General features: G+C 39.6%; 21 protein-coding genes and 1 pseudogene. 8 read left to right on the forward strand and 14 right to left on the reverse strand.

Annotated features, from left to right (window positions below):
- The first annotated feature begins 182 nt into the window (after window positions 1-182).
- The gene (locus A7P54_RS11150) at window positions 183-593 is read left to right on the forward strand and encodes an NUDIX domain-containing protein (protein ID WP_171549610.1); all 411 of its coding nucleotides are present in this window, start codon (window positions 183-185) and stop codon (window positions 591-593) included.
- A gap of 39 nt (window positions 594-632) precedes the next feature.
- Here the strand turns inward: A7P54_RS11150 and A7P54_RS18990 are convergent, their stop codons facing one another.
- Entirely contained in the window at window positions 633-1196 is a 564-nt protein-coding gene (locus A7P54_RS18990; protein ID WP_171549611.1) for a 2OG-Fe(II) oxygenase, read from the reverse strand.
- 216 nt (window positions 1197-1412) lie between these two features.
- On the opposite strand from A7P54_RS18990, the gene A7P54_RS18995 reads away from it, so the two are divergent.
- Window positions 1413-1544, forward strand: coding sequence for a KGW motif small protein (locus A7P54_RS18995; protein ID WP_354667339.1), 132 nt, complete (start codon window positions 1413-1415; stop codon window positions 1542-1544).
- 64 nt (window positions 1545-1608) lie between these two features.
- Window positions 1609-1923, forward strand: a complete 315-nt coding sequence (locus tag A7P54_RS11160) for an NGG1p interacting factor NIF3 (protein WP_216077087.1) — start codon at window positions 1609-1611, stop codon at window positions 1921-1923.
- A 3-nt stretch (window positions 1924-1926) separates the two neighbouring features.
- Here the strand turns inward: A7P54_RS11160 and A7P54_RS11165 are convergent.
- Both A7P54_RS11165 and A7P54_RS11170 read right to left on the reverse strand, forming a co-directional pair.
- Window positions 1927-3062: pseudogene (locus A7P54_RS11165) on the reverse strand (glycerate kinase).
- 135 nt (window positions 3063-3197) lie between these two features.
- Window positions 3198-3998, reverse strand: coding sequence for an enoyl-CoA hydratase-related protein (locus A7P54_RS11170; protein WP_151714747.1), 801 nt, complete (start codon window positions 3996-3998; stop codon window positions 3198-3200).
- 107 nt (window positions 3999-4105) lie between these two features.
- On the opposite strand from A7P54_RS11170, the gene A7P54_RS11175 reads away from it, so the two are divergent.
- Complete coding sequence (locus tag A7P54_RS11175; RefSeq protein WP_171549697.1) at window positions 4106-4672, forward strand: nicotinate-nicotinamide nucleotide adenylyltransferase; 567 nt, start codon at window positions 4106-4108, stop codon at window positions 4670-4672.
- A gap of 1 nt (window position 4673) precedes the next feature.
- Here the strand turns inward: A7P54_RS11175 and A7P54_RS11180 are convergent, their stop codons facing one another.
- Entirely contained in the window at window positions 4674-5591 is a 918-nt protein-coding gene (locus A7P54_RS11180) for a LysR family transcriptional regulator (RefSeq protein WP_171549612.1), read from the reverse strand.
- A gap of 97 nt (window positions 5592-5688) precedes the next feature.
- On the opposite strand from A7P54_RS11180, the gene gstA reads away from it, so the two are divergent.
- From gstA to A7P54_RS11195, 3 genes are read left to right on the forward strand one after another with little or no spacing between them, the layout of a single operon-like run.
- A complete protein-coding gene (gene gstA / locus A7P54_RS11185) occupies window positions 5689-6291 on the forward strand; it encodes a glutathione transferase GstA (protein ID WP_171549613.1) in 603 nt (200 codons plus the stop codon).
- A gap of 40 nt (window positions 6292-6331) precedes the next feature.
- Window positions 6332-6559, forward strand: coding sequence for a 4-oxalocrotonate tautomerase family protein (locus A7P54_RS11190; protein ID WP_171549614.1), 228 nt, complete (start codon window positions 6332-6334; stop codon window positions 6557-6559).
- A 2-nt stretch (window positions 6560-6561) separates the two neighbouring features.
- Window positions 6562-6936, forward strand: coding sequence for a nuclear transport factor 2 family protein (locus A7P54_RS11195; RefSeq protein WP_033133629.1), 375 nt, complete (start codon window positions 6562-6564; stop codon window positions 6934-6936).
- 48 nt (window positions 6937-6984) lie between these two features.
- On the opposite strand, the gene A7P54_RS11200 is transcribed toward A7P54_RS11195, so the two are convergent.
- The 8 genes from A7P54_RS11200 to dapD form a co-directional block, all read right to left on the reverse strand.
- On the reverse strand, window positions 6985-7347 hold the full coding sequence (locus A7P54_RS11200; RefSeq protein WP_171549615.1) for a glyoxalase superfamily protein: 363 nt from the start codon (window positions 7345-7347) through the stop codon (window positions 6985-6987).
- Between the two features lie 11 nt (window positions 7348-7358).
- On the reverse strand, window positions 7359-7928 hold the full coding sequence (locus tag A7P54_RS11205) for a CAP domain-containing protein (protein WP_171549616.1): 570 nt from the start codon (window positions 7926-7928) through the stop codon (window positions 7359-7361).
- A gap of 121 nt (window positions 7929-8049) precedes the next feature.
- The gene (locus A7P54_RS11210; protein ID WP_171549617.1) at window positions 8050-8511 is read right to left on the reverse strand and encodes a peroxiredoxin; all 462 of its coding nucleotides are present in this window, start codon (window positions 8509-8511) and stop codon (window positions 8050-8052) included.
- A 19-nt stretch (window positions 8512-8530) separates the two neighbouring features.
- Window positions 8531-9217 (reverse strand): diphthine--ammonia ligase, encoded by a 687-nt coding sequence (locus A7P54_RS11215; protein ID WP_171549618.1) that lies wholly within the window; start codon window positions 9215-9217, stop codon window positions 8531-8533.
- A 94-nt stretch (window positions 9218-9311) separates the two neighbouring features.
- Window positions 9312-9737 carry a hypothetical protein gene (locus tag A7P54_RS11220; RefSeq protein WP_004805717.1) on the reverse strand — a complete coding sequence of 142 codons (426 nt, stop codon included), beginning with the start codon at window positions 9735-9737 and terminating at the stop codon, window positions 9312-9314.
- 31 nt (window positions 9738-9768) lie between these two features.
- Window positions 9769-10437 carry a 7-cyano-7-deazaguanine synthase QueC gene (queC, locus tag A7P54_RS11225; protein ID WP_201772399.1) on the reverse strand — a complete coding sequence of 223 codons (669 nt, stop codon included), beginning with the start codon at window positions 10435-10437 and terminating at the stop codon, window positions 9769-9771.
- Window positions 10438-10514: 77 nt separating this feature from the next.
- The gene (gene queE, locus A7P54_RS11230; protein ID WP_005204859.1) at window positions 10515-11225 is read right to left on the reverse strand and encodes a 7-carboxy-7-deazaguanine synthase QueE; all 711 of its coding nucleotides are present in this window, start codon (window positions 11223-11225) and stop codon (window positions 10515-10517) included.
- A gap of 119 nt (window positions 11226-11344) precedes the next feature.
- Complete coding sequence (gene dapD / locus A7P54_RS11235; RefSeq protein WP_005204857.1) at window positions 11345-12166, reverse strand: 2,3,4,5-tetrahydropyridine-2,6-dicarboxylate N-succinyltransferase; 822 nt, start codon at window positions 12164-12166, stop codon at window positions 11345-11347.
- Between the two features lie 578 nt (window positions 12167-12744).
- Here dapD and carO point away from each other — a divergent pair.
- Window positions 12745-13494, forward strand: coding sequence for an ornithine uptake porin CarO (gene carO, locus A7P54_RS11240; protein WP_004805726.1), 750 nt, complete (start codon window positions 12745-12747; stop codon window positions 13492-13494).
- 103 nt (window positions 13495-13597) lie between these two features.
- Here the strand turns inward: carO and A7P54_RS11245 are convergent, their stop codons facing one another.
- Complete coding sequence (locus A7P54_RS11245) at window positions 13598-14521, reverse strand: CysB family HTH-type transcriptional regulator (protein WP_005189937.1); 924 nt, start codon at window positions 14519-14521, stop codon at window positions 13598-13600.
- 53 nt (window positions 14522-14574) lie between these two features.
- On the reverse strand, window positions 14575-15645 hold the full coding sequence (locus A7P54_RS11250) for a TOBE-like domain-containing protein (RefSeq protein ID WP_005322077.1): 1071 nt from the start codon (window positions 15643-15645) through the stop codon (window positions 14575-14577).
- Between the last annotated feature and the right edge of the window lie 2 nt (window positions 15646-15647).

Below are 15647 nucleotides of genomic sequence, written 5' to 3' on the forward strand. Positions count from 1 at the left end.
ATGGGATATTTGACTGAGCGTTATATATCCTGATTAATCTTTTATATATTTTTTTAACATTGGTTAAAAGATCATAAGATGATCAATAGTTAAAATTGTCCTATGATGTTAATTATTGAATGCTGATATGTTATAGAGGATGGTTTTTGATTCATGTTTCTTTTATTTAAAATGACAAAGTTATGAAAAAAGTTGTCCCTGTAGTTTTAAGACATAAAAATCATGGTGTAGAAATACTGGCTTTTCATCATCCACTTGCTGGGACTCAATTGGTTAAGGGAACAATCGAACAAGCTGAGCAATATGAACAGGCTGCAATTCGTGAGTTGTTTGAAGAATCGGGATTGATTGCTCAGCCTAATTCCAAGTTTATGGGCAATCTCATACTTAGCTTTAATCAGCAAGATTGGTATTTCTATTTATGTGAGCTAAAGAGTGAGTTGGCTGAAACGTGGCTACATCATTGTCAGGATGATGGTGGTTTAGACTTTAGGTTCTTTTGGTATTCTTTAGATCAACAACCAGATGATCATTGGCATGAAACCTTTAAAGAAGCGCTAAGCTTTTTAAGGCAATATTTGCTGATAAATTAAAGCCATCATAATAAGATGGCTTTTAACTCAAAAACTACTTCAATTGTTTGTAGCTTCTAAAATGATTGGATTTCTATACATGACATCGGTACGAAGTACGTATTTTTGACCTGAGATAACAGGTGCGCCTTCATGCAATTGCTGATGTTCAAATACAAGGATTTGTCCAAGTTTTGGTTGAATATTAGCGGTCTGAGTTTCTTTGCATGGTTTCAACATACCGCTATTACGATAGAAAATCGTTTCACCCCCAATAAAATCTTCACTCAAATAAATCAGTAATGTTAACTGACTACGATACCTATCATTAACCTCATATATTCCATCAAAATGAGGTTTAAAAGTTTCTCCACTTTCATATCGATAAAAACGGAAACGCTCATTTAGGCCAGAAATTTCCCAGCCGTTGAGTCGTTCTGGTAAAGAAGGTTTAAGCTTAGAGTACAGGGTGTCCGCTAGTTCAGTACTATCATAAATCACACGTTGATTATTTCTAATATTGGTCTGGACTTGCCGAGCAGAATTTATAGATATATCGGCTGTTTCATAGTGATATTGATTGCTTAGTTCTATAAAAGAATTGCATTCAGCATTTGAAAACACATGATCTACAGTGAAAATTAGTGGAGTAGTTTGATGTAGATGTAAGTTTTCTTGTTGATGAAATTGAGCAATACGTGAAGTTATCCCATTTTGATGACCTATTAGATTGAGTTTGAATTGATTATTTTATCATCATTGGTGTTCTTGTTTCTATTTGTTTAGTGGCTCAATTCTTGCTTCTTATATTTTAACATTGAACCAAATATGAGAAATCGGATAATGAAAAATGAAAATTATTTAAGAACATTGCATACAAAAGATCAAGGTTGGTTTTGGTTTGGCTTGACCGTCGTTATTCAAATTGTACTGATAAGCGTGAGCTATCTTATGATTAATATTTCACTTTGATTTTTAGACTTTTTTAGCGTTATGATTCATGAATTGATTATCCATGATTTGAGTCATTTCGATAATGCTAAAATTGATTTATTACGTGCCAGAGTCTCACCTTGAATCTACAAAATCTGCCATTTTCAAAGCAGGAGCAGGTGGTATTGGCAATTATGAGCATTGTGCTTGGCAAGTCAAAGGCATTGGACAATTTAAGCCTGTAAAAGGTGCAAATCCTTTTTTAGGGCAGTTGGATGAATTAGAGCAGCTCGAAGAATGGCGAGTTGAAACTATTGTCACAAAAGAAAAGGCCTGTGCTGTGGCAAAAGCTCTAAAAGCAAGTCATCCCTATGAAGAACCTGCTTTTGAGTTTATCCAGATTTTAGAGATTCAATAAACTTTATTCTTTTCTAAGCATACTGCTTTGAATCAACCGAGCGATATCTGTTGTCCGTGCACGAATCAGCTCTGCCGCATTTTGACAGGCTTCTTCTAGGCTGGTCGGGCCTGAGGTTAATGAAAAAGCAGCCGTAATGCCATGTTCATATAAAGCTTGATAGTTTTGCCCAAGTGTTCCGGCAATCACAATCACAGGGATATTGGCGGCTTGTGCAATTTTGGCAACGCCAAACGGTGTTTTGCCATTTAAGGTCTGCTCATCAAACTTTCCCTCACCTGTAATCACCCAATCAGCGCCTTGGATTTTGGCAGTAAGTTGATTTAGTTCTGCAATGACTTCAACTCCAGATCGAAACTCAGCCTTTAAGAATGTTTTAGCAGCAAAACCAAGTCCGCCTGCGGCTCCTGCACCAGCTTCATTACGTTGATCGACGCCAAGCAATTGAGCAGTAACGTCGGCAAAATGGGAGAGAGCTTGATCTAACTCCAACACTTGTTGAGGTGAAGCGCCTTTTTGTGGCCCAAAAATATGAGATGCACCATTTGGACCACATAAAGGATTGGTCACATCGGCAGCCAATAAAAATTTAGTCTGTTGAATTCGTGAATCAAAATTTTCTAGATCGATCTGTGCCAAGTTTTGCAAGGTATGACCACCAGCAGATGATCTGCATCTAGAAATTTAGCACCTAATGCATTGAGTAAACCTGTACCTGCATCATTGGTTGCGCTACCGCCAATCGTCAGAATAATGTGCTGAGCACCTGCATCTAATGCTGCGATAATCAGTTGTCCAGTGCCATAGGTACTGCTGTTACATGCATCGCGATCAGCGGGTTGCACCAACTGGATACCACTGGCTTGAGCCATTTCAATGATGGCGATCTTGTCAGCATCTAACCAGCCCCATTTTGCCCGTACAGGTTCACCAAGAGGGCCTTGTACCATTTGCTCACGCCATTGCCCTGAACACACCTCCAAGACAGCCTCGATAGAGCCTTCACCACCATCTGCCATTGGGCATTGAATGATTTCTGCATCAGGAAAGACTTGTTGCCAAGCTAAAGAAATTGCTTGGGCAATACCGTGTGCAGATAGGCTATCTTTAAATGAATCAGGGGCAATCACAACTTTCATAAATTCTTTACAATCAAGTTTTAATCTAACTTGAGCTTAGTCTGTCCGATGTTGAATATCTAGATAAATGACGAAAATAAAAAAAGCCACTAAGTTGAGCAACAAAGTGGCTTGGTTTAATCAACGACTATTGCATTAATTAAACTGAGAAAAATCAGGTTTACGCTTTTGCATAAAGGCTTGTACGGCTTCCATCATTTCAGGAGAACGCACACGTTGCATAAAGATTTCAGCTTCATCATCAACACATGCGATGATTTCAGCCAAGTCTTGCTTCATCAGTGCCTTACTTTGTTTGATCGACGCCAATGGTAATGCAGCTAAATGTTGAGCCGTTTGTTGTGCAGTGGCATAGACATCTTCAACCACATCGTTCACCAGATTGGCTTTCACCGCAGTTGCTGCATCAAATTTTTTCGCTGTGAATAACAATTCAGCTGCTTTCTGGTAGCCCGCTTGTTTGACTAATAAACGACTTGCCGCACCTTCTGGAGACAGGCCAAGACTGACAAATGGAATTTGGAATAGGGCAGTGTTGTCTGCGAAAACGAGGTCAGCATGTAATAGCAGCGTTACACCAATACCAATTGCGACACCTTTGACCGCAATGATCAATGGCTTAGATAACCGTGCAGCAGCTTTTAACAATACAAATGGAGGTTGATCGCCAGCTTTACCTTCATGTGGCTTTTGGATAAAGCCCATAAAGTCTTTCATGTCATTACCCGCAGTAAAGTCTTGTTCTGCACCACGGAAGATCACCACACGAACGTCTTTATCCGCATCTGCTTCATCCAAAGCTTTTGCGATCCAAAGATAAAGTTCGCCATAGAGTGCATTTTTTGCTTCTGAACGGTTAATGGCTAAGGTGAGTACGCCATCTTCTAAATTTGCTTGCAAATGTTGATGAGGTTGTTGAATACAGCTAAGTGTCATCGTACTATCCTTGCTTTAATCCAGATTGATTTTTAAGTGCCCTCATTATGTCGCATATTTATCTGAATGACACAACTGATGAGTTCACAAAAAGTGAAATTACGCCTATGTACACATTTGACTATCTTGTTTTTATTGGACGTTTTCAGCCTTTTCATTTGGCACATATGCAAACCATTGAAATTGCATTACAGCAAAGTCAGAACGTGATTTTGGCTTTGGGCTCGGCTCAATCTGAACGGAATATCAAAAATCCTTTTTTAGCCACTGAACGTGAACAGATGATTTTGTCGAATTTTTCTGCACAAGATCAAAAACGGATTCATTTTGTTCATGTCGTTGATGTGTATAACGATGAAAAATGGGTTAAACAAGTTAAAGATTTGGTCAATGCTGTCATTCAGCCCAATGCAAAAGTGGGCTTAATCGGTCATTTCAAGGATGAGTCTTCGTATTATTTACGTTTATTCCCCGAGTGGCAGATGGTGGAGCTGGATAGTTTGAAAGATTCAATTTCAGCAACGCCAATGCGTGAGGCTTATTATCGTGGCGAGATTCAAACTGAATTTTTTCCTGAGGGGACAATCCAGTTTCTGAGAGAATTTCAAAAATCAGCGATCTACGCTGAATTACAGAAAAAATATTTGACGGATGATCGCAGCAATATTGAATAATTTAATTGGCGTTTGTTAACTCGTTGATCAGGAAATCAATCAAAACACGGAGATGAAAAGATTCGTGTTTTTTCGATGGATAAACCAAAGAAAAAGGGCGGGATGCACCAGAAAATTCAGTTAATACTTCAACAAGCGTATGATTTTCGATTTCTTTTTCAACAATAAAACGATAGGTCTGTAATAAACCTGCACCGTGCTTGGCCAGGGTAACTGTGCCTAAGATATCATCCAAACAACGTATTTTTGCAGTCGTTACATATTCTACAATTTGGCGATTTAGATTGAATAGCCAAGGAACATTTTTTCCTGTGCTAGGTAATACAAATTGAATGCATTGATGATGCTGTAAATCCTCAAGGTATTGTGGGGTACCAAATTGCTTTAGATATTCTGGTGATGCAACTACGATCAACTCTGCTTGTTCAAGTTGACGTGCAATCAGATTCGAATCAGCGAATTGCCGGCCACGAATCGCTAAATCATACCCTTCTGCTATAAAGTCCACATTTTTATTGGTGAGTTGTACATCAATTTCAATCTTTGGATATTGTTGTGAGAATTTTGCCAGTAAAGGCAATATTCGATAATGCCCATAAGGTGTGGGAACGCTGAGTCTGATGAGACCTGTTGGTTGCTGATTTTGATTCTTTAATTGTTGTTCTGCTTCAAGAATTTGATTTAATGCTTGTTTGCATTCATCAAAATAGATTTTTCCTTGTGGGGTTAAACGGACTTGGCGTGTCGTTCGGATAAACAATGGAAGGGTTAAATGCTTTTCAAGGCGTGCGATTGAACGACTCACAGCGGCAGGACTAACACCTGCATGTAATGCAGCTTTAGAAAAGCTTTCGTATTCAGCAACTAAACAAAATAGTTCGACGCTGCTAAACATCATTCGTCTAAGTTGCTGTGACATTCATTACACCATGTAAAAAATGATTTGAGTTGTACGCTATTTAAGCACATAAATGTAAATAATAAGATAGCTTCATCCCTTGTGATGGAATGATTGTATGAAACTATTTTATTCACCAAACGCTTGTTCTTTAGCCCCGCATATTGTTTTAAGAGAGCTTGGAATTCCATTTGAATTGATCAAAGTCGATTTACAGCAGCATTTGACAGTATTAGGCGACGATTTTTATCAGCTTAATTCCAAAGGGCAAGTTCCTTTACTCCAGTTGAATGATGAATCATTTTTATCTGAAGGCAGTGTGATTAGCCAGTTTTTAGTGGATCAGGCTGGGCGAAAAGATCTATTACCAGAAATCAATACACCTCAACGTTATCAGGTACTGGCGTGGATGAATTTTATTGCCTCAGAAATTCATAAGGCATATACGCCTTTTTTTCATGACAGCTATGCTGATCAGCGTAAAGCAGTATTTAGCTCAATATTAAATAAGCATTATAGATGGATAGATCAGCAATTAGCTGAGCAGCATTACTTAACTGGACCGGATTTTACGATTGCGGATATTTATCTGTTTGTGGTGACACGCTGGGCAGTATTTATTGAATTGGACCTAACAGATTGCATACATTTGACCAAATTTATGCAGCGAGTTGCCAATCGTGAGACTGTCAAAAATGCGATTGCAGTCGAAGCCGTTTAGCGTATTGATCTCAATAAAATTATTCTAGAAGAGAAAAATCATGCCTTATATTTTGATTCAAATTACCAAAGAGAATGTTTCAGTACAGCAAAAGCAGCAATTGATTAAGGAGGCGACAGAGCTTGTAGTTCGGGTACTGGATAAGGACCCTGCAACCACATTTGTGGTGATTGATGAGGTGAATACAGATAATTGGGGAGTGACGGGAGAGACAGTATCAATGCTGCGACGAAAGCAACTCGTCCATAATGATGAGGCGACGGGGTAATTATGGTTAACGATGTAATTTCAGCGATCCATTCGCAACTGCATCAATATTTTGATGCTTTATATTTTTGTGATGTGAACCGTTTGCAACAAGTATTTCACCCTGATGCCATTTATATCAATGCAACGGATCATCCTTTGTTAAAACTGGATATGGCAAGCTATTTTTCTATTGTGGAGAAGCGTATTTCACCCGCTTCTCAAAATGCGCTAAGACAAGATAAAGTGGTTTCCATCAACCTGATTCATGAGCGATTGGCAATTGTGCATGTTGAATGTGCAATTCAGCCAAAATATTTTTATGACGCATTAACATTGATATATGAACATCAACAATGGAAAATTATAAGCAAAGTTTTTCAATATGAAATTCTATAGCTATAAATCCTTTAAGTCTAAACGGAAAGCTGCTTGAGTTTATATTGCTTAAGCATCTTCCCAAAAGATAATTCGATTTGAAAATGGATCGGTGATACTCAACTCTAAGGTTTCCCAATCGGTTTTCTCTACTTGAGGCTTTGCAAATTTATAGTCTTTTGCATCCAATTCTGCATGAAACAAACTGAGATTTTCCCAATAAATGCGAATCGCACTATGCGGGCTGGCATCACCGAAATGCTCAGATAAATGAATGATGCAATCATCTTTGGAAATCTGTAGATAAACAGGGAAGTTATCCCCAAAAGTATGTTGCCAGTCCAATTGGAAGCCCAAATACTCAAGATAAAATGCTTGCGCAAGTTCAATATCAAAAATACGAAAAATCGGGGTAATTGATCCAGATTGCATGCTTATTCCTCTTAGCGAACACCAAACTGTTGAGTCCAATAACTCTTTTGCTTGGCTGATGCATCGACTGTACAGGCTAGCGCATAATCTGTAAATTTTGGATGCATTAAATTATGACAATGCACAGGACTGGCAAGCCATGTAGCCATCACATCATTTAAATTTTTTTGTCCACGTGCTACGTTTTCACCACCGCCTCGACCTTTAAATTGTGTTTGTTTTAGACGGGTTCTAAAATCTTGACCTGTGCTACTGACATGTCCAAGCACACTGTACTGCGCCATATCTTCGGCATGTGCCAAGGCACTTTGATATAAGTGATTGTTCCATCTAAGTGGTGCAACTGCGGGAAAATGCTGTCCACCACATTGACGTGGATGTTGCCGAATTTCATTAATTGCATCAAGAAGCACTTGTTGATAAGCCGGGTTTTGTAGGTCTTGGCAGCGTATTTCGGTCGCTGGTTTTTGAATTTGTGCGACTAAGGGGGCAGAATCTTGAGAAGTCGTAGGTGCATTAGAGTTACATGCCGCCAGAAAAAATAACAAGGATAGGGGCAAAAAAGCATTGAGATGAGTCATTTTAAATGTCTTTAATTTAATTCTTTTAATCTATTTATCATACGTCAATCGTAAAGCTGAGGGCAATTTGCTTGAATAAAAAAAGCGAGCCTTTAACTCGCTTTTTTGTTACTTAACATGATTATGCTGATTGTAACGCTTTTAAGTCTTCAAGCACTTGTTCTGCATGTCCAGCAGCCTTGACCTTACGATAGCTTTTGACCAATTTCTGGTTATGGAAAATAAAAGTTGAGCGTTCGATGCCCATCACTTGTTTGCCATACATATTCTTTTCTTTGATTACATCGAAATGTTTGCATAGCACTTCTTCTTTATCACTGATTAAATCAATCGTGAGTGCTTGTTTCTCAGTGAAGTTCTGATGTGCTTTAATTGAGTCACGTGAGACGCCAATAATTTGACAGTTTAACGCATCAAATTGGTCTTTTAAGCAAGAAAAGCCAATGGCTTGAGTGGTACAACCTGGGGTTGAATCTTTAGGGTAGAAATAGAGTATCAGCCATTCACTACTTAGCTCTGCAAGATTCACTTCACCCTGTGTGGTTGGGAAAGTGTGATTCGGTAATTGAATATTCTCAGACATTGTTCATCCTTCGATAAAATTAATTTTGTTCAAGCTCAAGGGGCAAAAAAGCATATTCCTCATGATAAACAATATCGCCTTGGCGTACAGGAATAGCTTTGTTAAAAATTGGCCCATCAATCACAGTGGTGTGGAATTCTCCACCTTCACCACATGGATCAATGCCACGATTTTCTAACTCTTGGATGTATTCCAGCGTGAGTGTTTTGCCTAAATCTTCGACTTTCATGCCGAGTTTAAGATTAACCGTTACGAGAACACTGTGAAAACCAAGATTGATAAATTCTTCTACTACTTCTTTATGTGGGCGTAACCACAGTGGCATACCCAATTTCAACCCTACTTGTTGGGTAACACGATCATGCCAACAGCCATGTTGAGGCATATCTAGATCACCGGTCACAAGTACTTCGGCACCGTGTTGTTTGGCTTGATCGAGTAGGGCAATAAATTTACTTTCATAATCAGCCCAACTGGAAGATGCCATATACACTGGCAAACCAATGGCCTCTGCTTGTGCACGGATAATTTCGAGTGGCATTGCATGTGAACGGGAGCGTTGTCCTTGTTCTTCTAACATCATAATTAACCCGATCACTGTGCCTGTTTGCATGGCGTGATATAGGGCGAGAGAACTGTCTTTGCCACCACTAAAAGAGACGATTGATTTTCGTCGTTCGGCATTGCTTTTCCATTGATCCTGCATGATCTTATTCAATTGATTCAAAATAAATGAGATTTTAACAAACTCGATAAAAAAAGCCTGCATAAATGCAGGCTTTGTTCTGAGCAAGATAAGCTTATTTTTTCGGCGCTTGTTGCTGCTGTTGCTGAGCAGCTTTCATTGCTTCTTCAGTGAGCTTTTCTAACTTGCTCACAAGCGGTGCACCTAAGCAAGCTTGTAAATCTTTATTTTGCTGTTGTACAAAACCTAAAGTACTTGGGCTTTTCTTCGCATTGATTGCGCTTTGGATTTCCCATTTTTGTGCTTCAGTTACTTTACCTTGCGCGTCAATTTGACAACCACAGAATTTAGTTACTTCTGCTGCTGTTAATTTGCCGCCTTTCGCAGTTTGGTCTTTACATACATTGACCAACGCTGCTTTTACATTGGTACTTTTATACGCAGTTTGTAATGGATTATCAGCTGCGTGAGTTGCCGTTGCAAATAATGCTGCAGCTGACATCATTGTAGAAAGAATAAGATTTGATTTAGAAAACTTCATATAATGTACCTAATTTTTTACCCTATATCGGTTATTCAGCGTAACGCGTTGGATCCGCAATACCTGCTTCGATAAAACCTTGTTGACGTAAACGACAGCTGTCGCATTTGCCACATGCACGTCCTTGAGCATCTGCCTGATAGCAGGATACCGTTTGACTATAGTCTACGCCATGTTCGATGCCTAAGCGTATAATATTCGCTTTGGATAAATGTAACAAAGGTGTTTCAATTTTAAGGGGTTTTCCTTCCACACCAGCTTTTGTCGCCAGACGAGCCAAATTGGCAAAAGCATCAATAAATTCAGGACGACAGTCTGGATACCCTGAATAATCAACAGCATTGATCCCAATGACGATGGCAGCAGCGTCAAAAACCTCGGCTGCAGCAAGTGCATAAGATAAGAAAATAGTGTTACGTGCTGGAACATAAGTTACAGGAATGCCTTCTTGTAATTGTTCTGGGACTTCAATGTTATGATCTGTAAGCGCAGAGCCACCTAAATTACCCAAATCAATATTAATGACACGGTGTTCTACGCCTGCACGTTGTGCAAGTGCTTTTGCTGCATCAAGTTCAGTCGTCGAACGTTGACCATACATAAAGCTTAGGGCGATACATTCATAATTTGCCTGTGCCCAAGCAAGACACGTTGTTGAGTCTAAGCCGCCAGACAATAATACGATGGCACGAGAACGCATATTATTTTCCATGATTCAACCTAAAAATAAATTTGAGAAAAGCCGATCTATTTTGCAGAACGGATATGGTGAGTATTTTAACGACCAGATTCATCATTCCATAACAGCTTATGCAACTGTAATTGGAAACGAACAGGGAGATGGTCTTCTAAAATCCATTGGGCTAAGTCACGCGCCAAAGCAGGCAGGGCAACAGCACCTTTTTCAACTGCAAAAGCTGGCGAGAACCATACTGTACTCACTTTATCTTGCAACTGGAATTGTTCAAGTTGTTGTTTCGACCACTCATAGTCCGCACGATTACAGATCACAAATTTAATCTGATCATGTGGCGTTAAATAGTCAAGATTGCTGTATAGGTTCCGATGATCTTCTTTAGAGGTCGGTGTTTTTAAATCCAGTACTTTGGAAACACGTGGATCAACTTTAGACACATCTAAGGCACCACTGGTTTCTAGAGATACTTCAAAACCGAGGTCACATAGGCGCTGTAATAAAATCAGGCAATTCGGCTGAGCAAGTGGCTCGCCTCCTGTGACGCAAATATAGGGTGTTTTATGTTGGCTTGCAGTTTCGATAATTTGTTCAAGCGATAAACGCTCACCACCTTCAAAGGAGTAGGTCGTATCACAATAACTACAGCGTAAAGGGCAACCTGTTAAACGAATAAAAACGGTCGGTAGACCAAAGGTATTCGCTTCGCCTTGCAAAGAGTAAAAGATCTCCGTGATGCGTAAACCCGCCGCAGGATCGGAGACAGGAATTGCAGAAGAACGTAAGGAAGCCATAAACAGTTACCACAAACAGTTGCTACACAAGCAGCATGCTACATAAAAAACAAAATCTCTACGACCATGACTGATCGTAGAGATGGGGAACGATCAAGTTCCGCAATAAATATTACAAATTAGTCTTCGCGTAATAAATCGTTCAAGCTGGTTTTAGCGCGAGTTTTCGCATCTACTTTTTTCACGATGATTGCAGCGTAAAGGCTGTAAGTACCGCATTTAGATGGAAGGCTACCCGCAACAACCACAGAACCTGCTGGTACGCGGCCATAATGAACTTCACCAGTCTCACGATCGAAGATCTTGGTTGATTGACCAATGAAAACGCCCATTGAGATGACAGAACCTTCTTCAACAATCACACCTTCAACGATTTCAGAACGTGCACCGATGAAGCAGTTGTCTTCAATAATGGTTGGGTTTGCTTGTAATGGTTCTAAAACACCACCGATACCAACGCCACCAGATAAGTGAACATTTTTACCGATTTGCGCACATGAACCTACAGTAGCCCATGTATCAACCATCGTACCTTCGTCTACATAAGCACCGATGTTGACATATGAAGGCATCAAAATCACATTTTTCGCTTGGAAACTACCACGACGAGCTACAGCAGGCGGTACAACACGTACACCCGCAGCTTTGAACTGTTCTTCAGTCCAACCTGCGTATTTAGTATCTACTTTGTCATAGAAACGAAGATCACAAGCTTCAATTGGCTTGTTGTCATTGAGTTTGAATGACAGTAAAACTGCTTTTTTTAACCATTGGTGAACAACCCACTCACCATCGATTTTTTCCGCTACACGAAGTGTACCGTTGTCTAAAGCAGTCAATGCTTCTTCTACAGCTTGACGGATTTCTGTTGGGCAGTCCGTTGCGCTATAGTTGGCACGGTCTTCAAATGCTTGCTCAATGATTGTAGAAAGCTGAGACATGATCTTCGTTCTTCCAAAAAAATTTTGAAGATTTTACACTAATTTTGTAGGGTCTGTTGCCATTTTATAAATAGGTTGCGTTATAAGCTAAAATTTTATCAGACGAGGCATGAAACGCAGGGAATGGCTATTCCCTTGCCAAGTTTCATAACGAAGTATGAGGAAATTTTAGCTATAACCCTTTGGGACAAGAAGTTTTTTTGTCGCTACATCGTTATGTCTTGTTCATTTAGAAAGCCTAAACTTCACAAGCCATGCCTTGTATCGCCTAAAAAATCTTGCGCCGTATACGGCTCATGTCGCAACCATAGATAAAGTGGCAGCAGACCCTCAGAATCTTTGAAAAAAGTAGTTACAATATATTGTTTTAAATTTAAGCAACAAAACTGTAATAAAAATGGAGACCATTGTTTTTTATCTATAATTTAGGAATACATAATTCATTCGAATTTGTATCAAAAAATAACAAAAAGTAATCAGTTTCTGTATAAAAAGTTAGCGATCATTCTTTTATGCTTATTCCACAAGCAACAATTATACATTTATTTAAATAAAAGCGTTTTTTTGAGGAGACTTCAATGAAAGCTTTGCGTGTTATGTTAGCAGCAGGTGCATTAACAGCGATTGCAGGTACTGCATTTGCAGCAGATGAACAAGTGGTGAAGGAATCAGTTTATGCATTCCCTTCATACTTAGATCCAGTTTCTGTTCGTGCTGAGGTAGGTACTACAGGCTACGGTGGTGCAATTTCATATAAAGTCAACCCATACGTGAGCTTAAGCCTTGGTTATAATGGTGGCGATATTTCTTGGTCAGACAGTTTGAAAATTGATGGCACGAAATATGATATGGACATGGACAATAAAACAGCATATTTAAATGCTGAAATTTATCCATGGGGTACTAACCAAAATGCATTTGCTCGTGCACTTTATGTAGCGGCAGGTGTTGGTTATCTTGATAATAGTTATGATTTGAAAAAATCTGTTTCTAATACAAACGATACAATCAAAATTGATGGTTCAAACTACTACGCTCCTGGCGGAAAGGGTTCGGTTAAAGGCCATTTAAATTATGATAACCAAATTGCTCCATACGTAGGCTTAGGTTTAAATAGTCCTGTTTATAAAAACTTTGGTGTATTTGGTGAAGTCGGTGCGTACTATACTGGTAATCCTGAAGTTGATTTAAAGTCTGAAGGTTTAATTAAAGTAGGTGGTACCGAGTCAGGTCAAGCTGCGGCTGATCGTGATGCTGATAAAATCGCGAATAAGAGCAGATATGAGTGGATGCCAGTTGCAAAAGTGGGTGTGAGCTTCAAGTTCTAATCCATGCATTCAGCATAAAAAAACGAGCTCAATGCTCGTTTTTTTATGCGCTTTAATAAGCAAAACAAAAGGCTCATATGAGCCTTTTGTTTTTTTGGATAATTTATTCTTCTGGATAAGCTACTTTTTTCAGTGCTTTAATATCTGTTTCTGGTGAGCAGAGCGAAATAAATTCATAACCATAGCCACGGAGCAGATGCCCTTTTCGTACCGCAATCCAAGTGGTATTAACACCAAATATATCTGTTTTAATTTGTTGTAAACGATAATCACGCTCCGCATCATAAGCGACATCGTTGACAATCCCGACCCCCATATTCAGTTCGACATAGGTTTTGATGACATCGGCATCGAGGGCTGACATTACAATGTCGGCATGCAATTGTGCATCTTCAAAGGCTTTGTCAATTTTAGAACGGCCTGTAAAACCGCCATGATAGGTAATCAACGGATATTCGGCTAAGACGTCCAAACTGATTTTATCTAGTTTCGCTAGAGGGTGGTCTTTTGGGGTGATTATGCTATGGTGCCATTCATAATAAGGTACGCTGGCCAAATTATCTTCTGTTGTTAATGATTCGGTTGCAATACCAATATCTGCTTCACCTTGTAGCAGCATTTCTGCAATTTCAACTGGGCTGGCCTGTTGTAAAACCAAATGGACTTTTGGAAATAATTTTTTAAACTGATTCACAATTGGTGGTAGCACATAACGTGCCTGAGTATGCGTGGTTGCGATGGTCAGAGTGCCTTCATCCACTTTATTAAAATCATCGGCTAGACGTTTAATATTGTCAGCATCGACCAACATGCGCTCTACAATGCTTAATAAGGATTGTCCTGGTTCGGTGAGGCCTAATAAGCGTTTACCTTTACGTACAAAAAGTTGTACACCTAATTCATCTTCTAAATCTTTAATGTGTTTACTGACACCAGATTGGGAGGTATAAAGTGCCGCAGATGCTTCAGTTAAATTAAAGTTTTGGCGAACAGTTTCTCGAATAATTCTGAGTTGTTGGAAGTTCATAAAAGTTTTTCCTCATAAGAGGATGGGGCGTGTTTTACCCCATCAATATTATTTTAAGCAACTTGCGTTGTTTGATCTGCGAATAAATGAAGTTGAGCTGCACTGATCCAAACGGTTTGATTTGGTTTGAATTGATGTAAGTTCGCTTCTTCTACACTTAATAAAATTTCGATAGTACGTCCACTACGATCTTGTAATTCCGCCACAACTCTACCTGCAATCCACACTTCACGTAAGAACGTTGCCTCAAGGGTATTGGCTTGAGGTTGGGTATGAATATGTAATTCATTTGGTCGTGCAAATGCAATGACTTTCCCTTGTGGCGCATCTAATAGAGTCGGTAGCTGAATACGGTCATCGCCGATACGGATAATACCGCCAGTATGCTCACCTTCAAAACGATTTGCTTGACCAAGGAAATCAAAAACAAATGGGGTAGCAGGTTTTTCATACACTTCACGTGGTGAACCAATCTGTTCAACGTCACCTTTGTTCATCACGATGATCTGGTCAGCCACTTCTAAAGCTTCTTCTTGATCGTGAGTCACGAAGATCGAAGTAATATGCAGCTCATCATGTAAGGTACGTAACCAACGGCGTAATTCTTTACGTACTTTGGCATCAAGTGCACCAAAAGGCTCATCTAAGAGTAAAACACGTGGTTCAACTGCGAGGGCACGGGCTAGTGCAATACGTTGGCGTTGACCGCCAGAAAGCTGAGCTGGATAGCGATCCGCCAAGAAACCCAGTTGTACCAAATCCAGTAAGCGAGTCACACGTTTTTTGATTTCAGCTTCTGAAGGACGTGTTGCACGTGGGCGAACGCGTAAACCAAAGGCAATATTGTCAAAAACAGTCATGTGGCGGAATAGGGCATAATGTTGGAAAACAAAACCAACCTGACGCTCACGTACATGGATGTCCGTTGCATCTTCACCTTCAAGTAAAACCTGACCACCATCTGCAGATTCTAAGCCTGCAATAATACGTAATAAGGTTGTTTTTCCACAGCCTGAAGGACCGAGTAGGGCAACCAATTCACCTTCAGGAAAGTCTAAAGAGATATTTTTTAGCGCATGGAATGCACCAAAGTGTTTTTCAATATTTTTAACTTGAATACTCATGT

The sequence above is a fragment of the Acinetobacter sp. Ac_3412 genome, from assembly GCF_013072675.1.
GTDB lineage: Bacteria > Pseudomonadota > Gammaproteobacteria > Pseudomonadales > Moraxellaceae > Acinetobacter > Acinetobacter higginsii.

What these genes read in the sequence shown, in the direction of transcription:
- A7P54_RS11160 (WP_216077087.1), top strand. Translation starts at nt 1,609, where the DNA reads ATGCTAAAATTGATTTATTACGTGCCAGAGTCTCACCTTGAATCTACA.
- queC (WP_201772399.1), bottom strand. Translation starts at nt 10,437, where the DNA reads ATGCGTTCTCGTGCCATCGTATTATTGTCTGGCGGCTTAGACTCAACA.
- A7P54_RS11180 (WP_171549612.1), bottom strand. Translation starts at nt 5,591, where the DNA reads ATGTCACAGCAACTTAGACGAATGATGTTTAGCAGCGTCGAACTATTT.
- A7P54_RS11170 (WP_151714747.1), bottom strand. Translation starts at nt 3,998, where the DNA reads ATGACACTTAGCTGTATTCAACAACCTCATCAACATTTGCAAGCAAAT.
- A7P54_RS11175 (WP_171549697.1), top strand. Translation starts at nt 4,106, where the DNA reads ATGTACACATTTGACTATCTTGTTTTTATTGGACGTTTTCAGCCTTTT.
- A7P54_RS11220 (WP_004805717.1), bottom strand. Translation starts at nt 9,737, where the DNA reads ATGAAGTTTTCTAAATCAAATCTTATTCTTTCTACAATGATGTCAGCT.
- A7P54_RS11195 (WP_033133629.1), top strand. Translation starts at nt 6,562, where the DNA reads ATGGTTAACGATGTAATTTCAGCGATCCATTCGCAACTGCATCAATAT.
- A7P54_RS11205 (WP_171549616.1), bottom strand. Translation starts at nt 7,928, where the DNA reads ATGACTCATCTCAATGCTTTTTTGCCCCTATCCTTGTTATTTTTTCTG.
- A7P54_RS11215 (WP_171549618.1), bottom strand. Translation starts at nt 9,217, where the DNA reads ATGCAGGATCAATGGAAAAGCAATGCCGAACGACGAAAATCAATCGTC.
- carO (WP_004805726.1), top strand. Translation starts at nt 12,745, where the DNA reads ATGAAAGCTTTGCGTGTTATGTTAGCAGCAGGTGCATTAACAGCGATT.
- A7P54_RS11200 (WP_171549615.1), bottom strand. Translation starts at nt 7,347, where the DNA reads ATGCAATCTGGATCAATTACCCCGATTTTTCGTATTTTTGATATTGAA.
- A7P54_RS11245 (WP_005189937.1), bottom strand. Translation starts at nt 14,521, where the DNA reads ATGAACTTCCAACAACTCAGAATTATTCGAGAAACTGTTCGCCAAAAC.
- A7P54_RS11250 (WP_005322077.1), bottom strand. Translation starts at nt 15,645, where the DNA reads ATGAGTATTCAAGTTAAAAATATTGAAAAACACTTTGGTGCATTCCAT.
- A7P54_RS11210 (WP_171549617.1), bottom strand. Translation starts at nt 8,511, where the DNA reads ATGTCTGAGAATATTCAATTACCGAATCACACTTTCCCAACCACACAG.
- A7P54_RS11190 (WP_171549614.1), top strand. Translation starts at nt 6,332, where the DNA reads ATGCCTTATATTTTGATTCAAATTACCAAAGAGAATGTTTCAGTACAG.
- gstA (WP_171549613.1), top strand. Translation starts at nt 5,689, where the DNA reads ATGAAACTATTTTATTCACCAAACGCTTGTTCTTTAGCCCCGCATATT.
- queE (WP_005204859.1), bottom strand. Translation starts at nt 11,225, where the DNA reads ATGGCTTCCTTACGTTCTTCTGCAATTCCTGTCTCCGATCCTGCGGCG.
- A7P54_RS11150 (WP_171549610.1), top strand. Translation starts at nt 183, where the DNA reads ATGAAAAAAGTTGTCCCTGTAGTTTTAAGACATAAAAATCATGGTGTA.
- dapD (WP_005204857.1), bottom strand. Translation starts at nt 12,166, where the DNA reads ATGTCTCAGCTTTCTACAATCATTGAGCAAGCATTTGAAGACCGTGCC.